Here is a 10,519-nt window from a genome sequence, read left to right as displayed (position 1 = left end):
TCAGGTAAATGGTGACTTATTGGCAACTTATGATAAAGAGGTAGCTAAAGACTGGAATGTTAACTTCAACCTTGGTGCAAGTATCAGAAGTTATAGAAATAACACGATGACAGCTAGTACTGGTACTGCCATGCTTGTTCCAAACTTCTTTGCATTAACTAACACGACATTACCAACTGCAACTTATTTCCCGGGTAGTAACTATGAAACACAATCATTGTATTCTTCTGCAACTATCGGATTTAAAAATGCAATCTATTTAGATATAACCGGGCGGAACGACTGGAGTTCTACACTTCCATCTGCTAATCGTTCATACTTCTATCCATCTCTTGGTTTAGGTGTTGTACTTTCTGATCTCATGACTCTTCCTTCAGCAATTACATTTGCTAAAATCAGAGGTACATGGGCACAGGTAGGTAACAGTCCAAGTCCTTACCAGTTAGAACGTACTGCTGTATTCAGTGCAGGTGGTAACTTAGGTTTCTTGGCGCTTAGCGGAACATTACCTAATGCAGATCTTCATGCTGAGACAACGGTTTCAACTGAGTTTGGTTTAGATGCACGTTTCTTAAATAATCGATTAGGATTTGACTTTACTTTATATAAAACAAACACGAAAGATCAATTATTTACAATCGCTCTTCCTGTAGGGTCTGGAGCTAGTCTTGCATTTATCAATGGTGGAGATGTTCAGAATAAGGGGTTCGAAGCAGTTATTTCAAGTACTCCTGTTAAAACCACAAACTTCAATTGGGATTTGAATTTCAATTATGCTATGAACAAGAACAAAGTGTTGAAGCTTTCTGATGAGCGTCCAAGACTTGTAGTAGGTGGTGATTCATTTTTCCGTGATTTCGTAGTTGAACAAGGGCAGCCGTACGGTAGGCTGTACTCAAGAGGATTTATTAGAGATTCGCAAGGAAGAGTAGTAGTTGGCGCAAATGGTTTGCCTACCTATACTGCAGCTAAATCTGTTCTTATTGGGGATATTAATCCGGATTGGACTGGCGGTATCTCCAGTTCACTTTCTTTCAAAAGACTTAGTGCTTCATTCACTATCTCTCACAAACAAGGTGGAGTTGTAGGTTCTTTAACTGATGCTATTCTAGCAGGTTCAGGTCTTCTGGAAGAAACTGCTATCGGCAGAGATGGCACTTTGGTTTTCGGACGTGATGTGTTCAAAAACGAAGTTGCGGTTAGAGCAGATGGAACTCCAAATACTACTCCAGTTACTGCGCAAGCATTCTGGCAGGGTATTGGCGGCAGAAATGCACCGGTAGGCGAGGCGTTCAGTTCAGATGCAACCAACACAAGACTGAGAGAATTCGTATTAGGATACAATATACCGAAAACAGTATTTGGTAAATTACCAGTATCTGCAGTGAAGCTTTCTCTTGTAGGCAGAAATCTATTTTTCTTATACAGAGCATCGAAAACTTTGGATCCTGATTTTACTGCCGGTAGGTAATGATTCGGATGGTTTCCAATCATTTGCTCCACCAACAACCAGATCCTACGGATTAAATCTTAAAATTGATTTTTAATAGCTGACCATTTTTATTAAACACATTGTTATGATTATAAATAAATTTAAAACTAACTATGCCAAGTCTTTGACTGGTATATTTACATCAATATTGTTGGCAGGTCCAATAGCTTGTACAGATAAGTTTGACGATCTTAATGTTCCAAAACATTTAATTACAGAAAGTAAGATTGATCAAAATCTGTTAGGTCAGGCCTTTGCACAGTCTCAATACTTTGGACTTCATGCACAGGTATTTCAGGTTGCTCAAAATCTTTACGGAGATATATATTCGCAGTATTTTGCAACCACTCATGCTAACTTTAACTCTGATCAGTATCAGGATGTTGGTTCATGGACTGCAAGTAACTGGAGTAATTTCTACTCCTCTCCTGCAGTACAGTTGGATTTGGTATTGAAAAATACTGATGGAGTTGCCAATGCAATAGCTAAAGTTTGGAAAGTAGAAATCTATCACCGTATGACAGATTACTTCGGTCCGATCATTTATTCTGAATTCGGAAACAAGAAAACAAGTACAGCTTATGATTCTCAGGAAGCTGTTTATAAAAACTTCTTTAAGGTTCTGGACGAGGCCAGTGTTGTTTTAAAAGCAAATCCAGGTGGATCTGCATTTGTAGCACACGATCAGATTTATGCAGGTAGTGCAGATAAATGGTTAAAGTTTGCGAACTCTTTACGCTTAAGATTAGCTATCCGCCTGGCTTATGTTGACCCTGCATTGGCCAAAGCAGAAGCTGAAAAAGCAATTGCTGCAGGTGTATTTACAACAAATGCTGAAGGAGCATTCTTAATATCTACAGCAAACTCAATTAACCTACTTTCACGGATTACTTATATTAATGAGTTCCGTATGAGTGCTACTTCGGCTAGTATATTAAATGGATTTCAGGATCCTCGTGTGGGTGAGTATTTTGCTCCTGCAGCTGTTGGTGGTGGTTATAAAGGCTTCAGAAATGGTCTTCCGGCCCAAGCTAAATCAGCAGTACTTAATAATGAGAACTCATTTGTAGGTACAAAATGGCTTTCCATCGGAAGATCAGGTACGACTACTCCGAACAGGGTACTAACTACAGCTGAAGTTTATTTCCTTAGAGCTGAAGGTGCACTTAGAGGTTGGAACATGGGCGGTACTGCACAGGATATGTACAATACGGGTATCAGAACATCTTTAACTGAACGTACTTCTGCTTCGACAGCTGCAATTGATGCTTATATTACCAGTTCAAAAACACCGGTTGCTATTGCTGATGCTTATAACACACCACCCGCGTCTGACATTCCTGTTCTTTATGCGGCTACAGGCAGCTTCGAAAGAAGGTTAGAGCAAATCATCACTCAAAAATGGATAGCCATTTATCCTGATGGCTGGGAGTCATGGACTGAGAGAAGACGAACAGGATATCCAAAAGGATACCCAATCATTAACTCTTTAAATCCAGATGTTCCGGTTACAGGAACTATGAAGAGACTTACGTTTACCACAACAGAATACTCAACCAACGCAACTGCTGTAACTGCTGCAGTTTCTTTATTGGGTGGTCCTGATAAAAACAGTACCAAACTTTGGTGGGATAAAAAGCCATAATCTGTTATAATATCAGAATCAGATACGGGAGGGATTTAATTCCTCTCTTATCTGATTTTTCAATTTTCAGGGTTTAATAAATAAAAAACTTATAGATTACTGATAGGCGCTTTTTAGAATCAGATAGGGTATTGCATTACTATGCTACAATGAATTAAAATAAATTAAAACCCTTTATGAAGGAAATATCCGCTCTGCTGTTTTTCATCTTGTTCTACATGCTTCCGATAGCAAACTCATCTGAAAAACCGGCGGTATACAAGGTTAGGAAGTTAAAAGGAACATTAAAAGTTGATGCAAATTGGGATAAGGCTCAGTGGAAGAAAGTTAAGGAAATCCCGATACGCAATTTTATGGGTGGAATTCCGCTGTTCGAGCCTGTGGTCAATGCAAAGATGATGTATGATAAGGAAAACCTTTACCTGATTTATAAAGTTGAAGACCGTCATGTCAGGATCCAGAATACTAAGTTCAATAGTTCGGTATCCAGCGATGCTTGTGTAGAATTCTTTTTCTCGCCTGACAAGGAGTGGCCCCTGAGATATTTTAATATCGAGTTAAATGCGGGCGGTACGGCACTAATGGCTTATCAAATCGACGGGAAGAGAATCAATGTAAAAGAAGTAGATTTTAGTATTGTGGAAGTTGCGCATACACTGCCAAAGAGACTAGATCAGGAAATTAGTGAACCAGTAACCTGGTTCCTCGAGTTTAAGATGCCCTTGTCTCTGCTCGGTAAATATGGAAATTTTACTCAACCGCAAAAGGGAGTTAAATGGAAAGCTAATTTTTATAAAACATCAAGTAAAAGTACCAATCCGCATTATCTCACTTGGTCCATAGTCCATAATCCTAAACCGCAGTTTCATCTTCCACAATATTTTGGAATTTTGGTATTTAGATAATTTGGAATAGAGGAATAAGATCAGAAATGCAGAACGGATGTTAAATATCTGAGTATAGGATACCCAATGGCTTGTTTAACGGATAATCCAATGGACAACTTAATAATAGAATAATAAAACAACCTCATAAAAAGAAAATATGAATAAAAAATTTATCCTTTCCGCTGTAGCAGTAGGCCTAATTGTCAATCTGGCCTATGCGCAAAAACCACTTAGCCGGATCCCTTATACCTTATTCAATGATTTTGAAACTGGTGAGCTTTTCGGCTGGGAAACCTATCCTTATGCTCAGGATATAGGCTTTGACGCGCTGTATTATGCAGTAAAGTCGCCAACCTACAAGGATAGCAAGTATGCTCTTGCCCGTCCGTTTAAAGCCCATGATGTCAATGATCTATATCAGGGATTTACAAGGCGACTGAATCTGTATACGGTATCAGATAGCCGGGTAAAAGCTGCCGTATATTTTCAGGGAGACCGTAACGCCGAATCGCTAGAACTTTCTCTTGGTACTTTCGAAGGCAAACGTTACTTCCATAAGATTGATAATCCAAGGGCAAATACCTGGTTAGAGCTTGATCTGCCGATCTCGGCGTTTAAACTGAATGGTACTTCTCTTGGGGCTAAGGAGCATATTCAGGTAATTACTCTGAAAGGAACTTACCCAATAGTAAATTATCTGTACACCTATACCATTCTGATGGATGATTTCCGTATTAATGGTGAGCGCGACAGACAATTTATCGCTACTTCCCCCAGCTCTACCAATCTGGATATGTTCGATATTTCTATTTTGAATAAGCATTTTTTCTTTGGCGATAATATAAGTGTGAAAGTGGCACCTGAAGGAAAATTAAGTCTGAAGCAAGTAGTGGGTACTTTAGTTGACAGCCAGGGGAAAATTGTTAAGGATAATATATCATTCAGTCGCAGTGGGAATGAATGGGCGAATTCTGCAATATATAAACTTGCTGAAAAAGACGCCAGGGGTCAATGGGAGATCAGATTAAAAGGGATAGATGAACAAGGGGGAGAATTAAGCGGGACTTTACGTTTCCTGATGCCGGGAAAACAGGTCAATGGCCACCCAAGACTATATTTCTCTGCTGATGAACTTAAGAATCGTCTAGCAAATGAAAAATCTCCGGTAGCAAATCGTATTCTTGAGAATGCTTTGAGTCATACAGAATTCATGAAAGTGAATGTCGACGAAATTAATGAAGGAAGAGATTTAACTGCCGAAAACCTTGTTGGTGGCCCTCATTCTAAAACTGCAGTTGGATTTAACTCATATGCCTTATGGAATAACCCTAACTCTACTCTTGGTAATGTGATTGAGGAAGGTAGTTTCCAATATGCATTTAAAGGTGATCGGGCAGCGGGTGAGCAGGCTAAAAAAGCATTGTTAAAACTCTGTTCATTTAAAAAGTGGAATGCAGACTGGATGTTGGAGCGTAAGTTTTGGACCTATTATCCTGTAGGATACACTATTAAACCTGTTGCCTACGGTTATGATATGCTGTATGACTTGCTTTCTGAATCAGAACGTGCATTTGTGCGGACTGCCATTATGGACAAGGGTTTAAAAATGTTTCATCGGGATATGGTTGAAATGAATCGTATGCCATCGAACCAAACCAATCACATTGCAGTTTTGGCAGGCGGTATGGGTTTGGCCGCTACAGCTATTTATGGAGATGATCCATCCAATCCTTACTTGGAGCCATATATTTCAGGAATTCTGACCAAAACGAAAACCTTTATCGACCGGACTTATTATGAAGATGGAAGTTATGGGGAACCAAAAAGTGGCTATATGAACATGGCAAGCAGAGATATGGGTGAATTATTGCCCGCTTTGGAGCGAAATTTTGGAGTAGATTATTCTACCACAACCAATTTTCAGAACTTTTACAAATACCTCATTCAAGCCAGCTATTCTGATGGTTTAATGCAGGATTATGGTGATGGTGCTGGGGCAAGAGGATCAAAAGTTGATGTTGGCGGACAGATTCATGCCTGGTGGTTGGTAAACCGGACAAAAAATCCATTGCTCTATAGTTATGTAAAACCATTCTGGGAATCCGGGAAGGGAGGTTATCTGAGTTATTTATGGTATAGAGATGATATTACTCCGGTTTCTAGAGAAACATTGCCTTCATCTAAGTTTTTTACTGCACAAGGTATGGTTATGCGTTCCGGATGGGATGATGCGTCAATGGTGTTAAGTACCCGCGTTGGTCCGAATTCGAACCACTATCATTATGATCAGGGAAGTTTCCAGATTATGAAAAATGGTGAAACGCTGCTTACTGATCCTTCTTACGGCCCGTTGGGCTATTATGCGAATCTTGAATACTTAAGTTATCACGTTCAGGCTAATGCACATAATGTGATGCTTGTTGATCATGACCCCGAAAGCCAGGCACCTGGTCATTATGATAATGGAATTAAAGCTTTACGTGACTGGCCGAGAGTTTTGCATTTATTCAATGGAAAAGATGCTGATGGAATGGAAAGTGAATTGAGTTCCGTATATAAAGGTAAACTTGAAAAGTATTCACGTACCTTACTTTATACCAAAACAGGGCCGATCTTCTTGTTTGATGAAGTAAAAAGTAAGTCTCCGAAAGGACATGTCTACGATTGGTTATTCCATGCGCCTGCGGGTGAAAATTACCAGACGACCATCAGTTATGATAAAGGTCGAATGATTATTGATCGTCCGACAGCAAAATTGACCATGGATATAGTTAGCCCGGAAATTGATGCCTCAAAAATCTATGATAAAGGTGTGGGAAAAGTTTTCTATGAGTCGTTTCTTGATCTGGCAAGTAAGCCTGATCTCAATCGCGTCAATTTCCTTGCAGTCATTTTACCGGAATCGAAATCAGGGGCAGGCAGTAAAGGACCTGCGCCGGTAACTACGAAACTGGAGGCTCCGGGATGGATCGGTGCTAAAATGATGCATGCTAATGGTTCAGACATGGGTTTCTTTAGAATTGGGACAGAAAATGGCTTAGCCGGAGGTTTTACTACTGATGCGAAGCGATTTACTGCCAGTTATGACAAATCCGGGGCTCTCCAGAAAATTTACTACGAAGGAAGTTCAATCTCTGGTAACGGCTTGTCGTTGAGTACAGATGTAGGCACCAGAGGTACAATGGCCCTGGTTTCTGCAGGCATTGATGCTGAAATTAAATCAGCCAAAGGATTTACAATTAAGGTTTTGGTTTCAGGTAAGCCGTCCTCGGTTCAGATTAACGGAGCGACTTTTAACGACTGGGCTTATGAGGAAGGATTAAAAACTGTGACTGTAAAATTACCTGGGGGAACAGTTCCATTGAAAATTAATAAATAAGAGTTCAGTATTTATGCCAATGCAGGATCAACGGCATCAATTTGGAGACAGTGAGTCCGGCATAAAGCCATTTTGATGTATTGGAAAATGCCTTATGAAAGCACTTATAAATATCGGAGTTAATATGGAAACTGGTACCGGGTGTAAATGCTTTCTAAATAGCGGTGGAGCTAAACCGGGAAATGATGAGAATTGAAAATTAATTTTATACCTAAATAATATCGACTCAAAACAATGATCAAGATAAAACAATTATTGTTCCTGCTTTTCATTGTATCGAATTTATCTGTTTATGCTCAGCAGAGCAGTAAAGTCTATGGTATCATAATCAAAGGCGGGCATGTTATTGATCCCAAGAATAATATTGATGAAGTGCTGGATGTTGCAATTAATGATGGTAAGATAGCATTAATTGCCAAAAGTATAAATGCTGATCAGGCAACCCAGGTAGTTGATGCTGCCGGGATGTATGTTTCACCGGGCTTAATCGATATTCATTCGCGCTTGGGATATAATATGCCTGATGGATATACTTTACGGGTTGGCGTAACGACCATAGTTGATGCTGGAGATTCAGACTATGAGTCGTTTGCTAACTTTAAAAAGCAAATCATAGATAAATCAGTTACCCGGGTTTTGGCGTTCCTGAATATCAATGGTGATGGATATAAAGGGGGTGCTTTTGAAAAAAGTACCGGGGATAAAATTGCATCTGAGTCAGCTAAACTGGCAATGTCCAGCAAAGATATAGTTGGATTTAAGGTCGATTTTACAGGGCCGGATTGGACTTCGGTAGACCGTGGAGTTGAGGCGGGAAACCTCGCGAATATGCCGATTATGCTGGACGGTGGCCGTAACCATCCGCATGCGTCACTGGAAGATTTATTTTTCAAGCATATGCGAGCGGGCGATATTTACACACATACGTACACAATTATCGAAGATATCAATGCACGTGACAGAATTGTTGATCAACAGACCATGAAAATACGGCCATCTTTTTTGGAAGCTCAGAAGAAAGGTATAATTTTCGATGTAGGGCATGGTTCAGCATTCAGGTATTCTAATGCAATCCCAGCGATGAAGACAGGCTTTGTACCCAACACGATAAGTACTGATATTTCAATTGGCAGCATAAATTCTTTCATGAAAGATATGATGAATGTAATGTCCAAGTTTCTTACTATGGGAATGAGTTTGAAAGATGTGGTAAAAGCGAGTACATGGAGCCCAGCTAAAGCAATTAAAAGAGAAGAATTAGGTAATCTTTCACCCGGAGCGATTGCAGATCTGGTAGTATTCAGCCTGAGAGAAGGGAAGTTTGGATTTTATGAAACAGCAGGATACAAAATGACTGGGAATAAAAAATTTGAGTGTGAAATAACAATCAAAGGTGGAAGAATTGTGTATGATTTGAATGGTATAGCTACTCCGCTGAATAACTTCTTTCGTGAGGGAGATCAATTCAGATGGTGAAATAGAAATTAAATTTTTATAAAATTACTGATATGAAATTAAGAAAGATTATAGTGGCAACTGTGCTGCTATTTACAGTTCTATCCGGATATTATAGCCCAGCCTTCGCACAAGAAATTGATCTTCTTTTACAAGGCGGCCAACTGATTGATCCCAAGAACAAAATTGACGCAAAAATGGATGTGGGTATTACCAATGGAAAGATTTCCCAGATAGCCCCTGATATTTCTGTCGCCAGGGCTAAAAAAGTTGTTGATGTGAGGGGATTGGTCATTTCTCCGGGCATCATTGATATTCACGTCCATGTTTTTGCAGGAACGAACGAAGATCAACATTATATGGATGGACCGAATTCGCTTCCTCCGGATGGCTTTACGTTCAGATCGGGAGTAACCACTGTAGTAGACGCAGGGAGTTCGGGCTGGAGGTCATTCCCATTGTTCAAAAAGAACATTATAGATCAGTCTAAAACACGCGTTCTCGCCTTTTTGAATATAGTTGGTGATGGAATGGGAGCGAAGGAGCAGGATTCAACGGATATGAGCCCGGTAATGGCAGCCCGATTTGCTGAATATTATAAAGATGATATTGTAGGATTTAAGGTTGCGCATTACAATGGACTGCAATCTATTCCGGTTGATAGTGCGGTTATGGCCGGTAAGCTTTCAAAAAGACCTGTTATGATCGATTGGCGTGGATTACCTCCATCAAATTCTCTCCAAAGACTTCTGATGGAACAACTGAGACCTGGAGATATTTTAACCCATATGTACCATGCGGGTAAGCGGGCTACCTCAGCACCTTTCTACAAAGAGGTTTTAGTAGACGAAAAGGGCAAGGTTAAGCAATATGTAAAAGATTCGCAGAACAGAGGAGTGATATTTGACGTCGGTCACGGCGGTAATGGCTTTGTATTCTCCCAGGCTTTGCCTTCCCTTAACCAGGGGCTGTTTCCAAATTCAATCAGTTCCGATTTGCATATTGGCAATATGAATGCCGGTATGAAAGACATGAATAATATTATGTCCAAGTTCCTGAATATGGGTATGTCTCTTTATGATGTTATTTTAAAGTCGACATGGGCACCTGCCCAAATAATCCAGCGGCCGGAGCTTGGCCATTTAAGTCTTGGCGCCGAAGCCGATATTGCCGTTTTAAATCTTAAAAAGGGAGTTTTTGGATATATCGATTCTCATGGATATGTAATGAAGGGTACTCAAAAGCTGGAAACTGAGTTAACCATTCGTGCGGGAAAAATTGAATGGGATCTAAACGGGCGTGGAGCAACAAAAATGGAAATAAAATAGAGTTGCTATTATTCAGCCGGGTATGGTTAAAAAAAAATGTTTACCTAATAATCTAAAAATATGAAACGCAGAGATATAATAAAGGGTCTGACTTTGCTTCCTTTTGCGGCAAATGCATCAGTAATTCAGACTGAAGTTTCTCAAAATACAAATGGATTTGCTTTTCTATCAGGCGTTTCGAAAACACCTGATTCTGAACTGGCAGAAAGAGGCCACAAAATTTTGAAATCTATTGGGGTGGAGCCTTTTGTAAATTGCAAAGGGACTAATACCATCATGGGAGGTTCGGTGGCCCGACCCGAGGTAAGGCTTGCGATGGAAGCGGTCTCTACT

At 40.0% G+C, this 10,519-nt stretch carries 5 protein-coding genes and 2 pseudogenes; all 7 read left to right on the top strand.

Going from position 1 to position 10,519, the window contains the following annotated elements:
* Window positions 1-1,471: pseudogene (locus tag WKF69_RS04180) on the top strand (SusC/RagA family TonB-linked outer membrane protein); the annotation flags it as partial.
* A 106-nt stretch (window positions 1,472-1,577) separates the two neighbouring features.
* Window positions 1,578-3,137 (top strand): SusD/RagB family nutrient-binding outer membrane lipoprotein, encoded by a 1,560-nt coding sequence (locus tag WKF69_RS04175; protein WP_340379725.1) that lies wholly within the window; start codon window positions 1,578-1,580, stop codon window positions 3,135-3,137.
* A 176-nt stretch (window positions 3,138-3,313) separates the two neighbouring features.
* Complete coding sequence (locus WKF69_RS04170) at window positions 3,314-4,042, top strand: carbohydrate-binding family 9-like protein (RefSeq protein WP_340379723.1); 729 nt, start codon at window positions 3,314-3,316, stop codon at window positions 4,040-4,042.
* A 139-nt stretch (window positions 4,043-4,181) separates the two neighbouring features.
* Window positions 4,182-7,403, top strand: coding sequence for a DUF4962 domain-containing protein (locus WKF69_RS04165; protein WP_340379721.1), 3,222 nt, complete (start codon window positions 4,182-4,184; stop codon window positions 7,401-7,403).
* A gap of 234 nt (window positions 7,404-7,637) precedes the next feature.
* Window positions 7,638-8,879: an amidohydrolase/deacetylase family metallohydrolase gene (locus WKF69_RS04160; RefSeq protein ID WP_340379719.1), complete on the top strand. Its 1,242-nt coding sequence runs from the start codon at window positions 7,638-7,640 to the stop codon at window positions 8,877-8,879.
* 32 nt (window positions 8,880-8,911) lie between these two features.
* Window positions 8,912-10,186, top strand: a complete 1,275-nt coding sequence (locus tag WKF69_RS04155) for an amidohydrolase/deacetylase family metallohydrolase (RefSeq protein ID WP_340379717.1) — start codon at window positions 8,912-8,914, stop codon at window positions 10,184-10,186.
* 60 nt (window positions 10,187-10,246) lie between these two features.
* Window positions 10,247-10,519 (top strand): annotated as a pseudogene (locus WKF69_RS04150) (hypothetical protein); the annotation flags it as partial.

The sequence above is a fragment of the Daejeonella sp. genome, from assembly GCF_037719425.1.
Classification (GTDB): Bacteria; Bacteroidota; Bacteroidia; order Sphingobacteriales; family Sphingobacteriaceae; genus Daejeonella.
The sequence above is the reverse complement of the archived record's forward strand: the minus strand, read 5'-3'. Positions and strand labels throughout refer to the sequence as shown.

Bases quoted from the DNA above. Each gene is read 5' to 3' on its own strand.
- WKF69_RS04160 (WP_340379719.1), top strand. From the start codon at position 7,638: ATGATCAAGATAAAACAATTATTGTTCCTGCTTTTCATTGTATCGAAT.
- WKF69_RS04175 (WP_340379725.1), top strand. From the start codon at position 1,578: ATGATTATAAATAAATTTAAAACTAACTATGCCAAGTCTTTGACTGGT.
- WKF69_RS04170 (WP_340379723.1), top strand. From the start codon at position 3,314: ATGAAGGAAATATCCGCTCTGCTGTTTTTCATCTTGTTCTACATGCTT.
- WKF69_RS04165 (WP_340379721.1), top strand. From the start codon at position 4,182: ATGAATAAAAAATTTATCCTTTCCGCTGTAGCAGTAGGCCTAATTGTC.
- WKF69_RS04155 (WP_340379717.1), top strand. From the start codon at position 8,912: ATGAAATTAAGAAAGATTATAGTGGCAACTGTGCTGCTATTTACAGTT.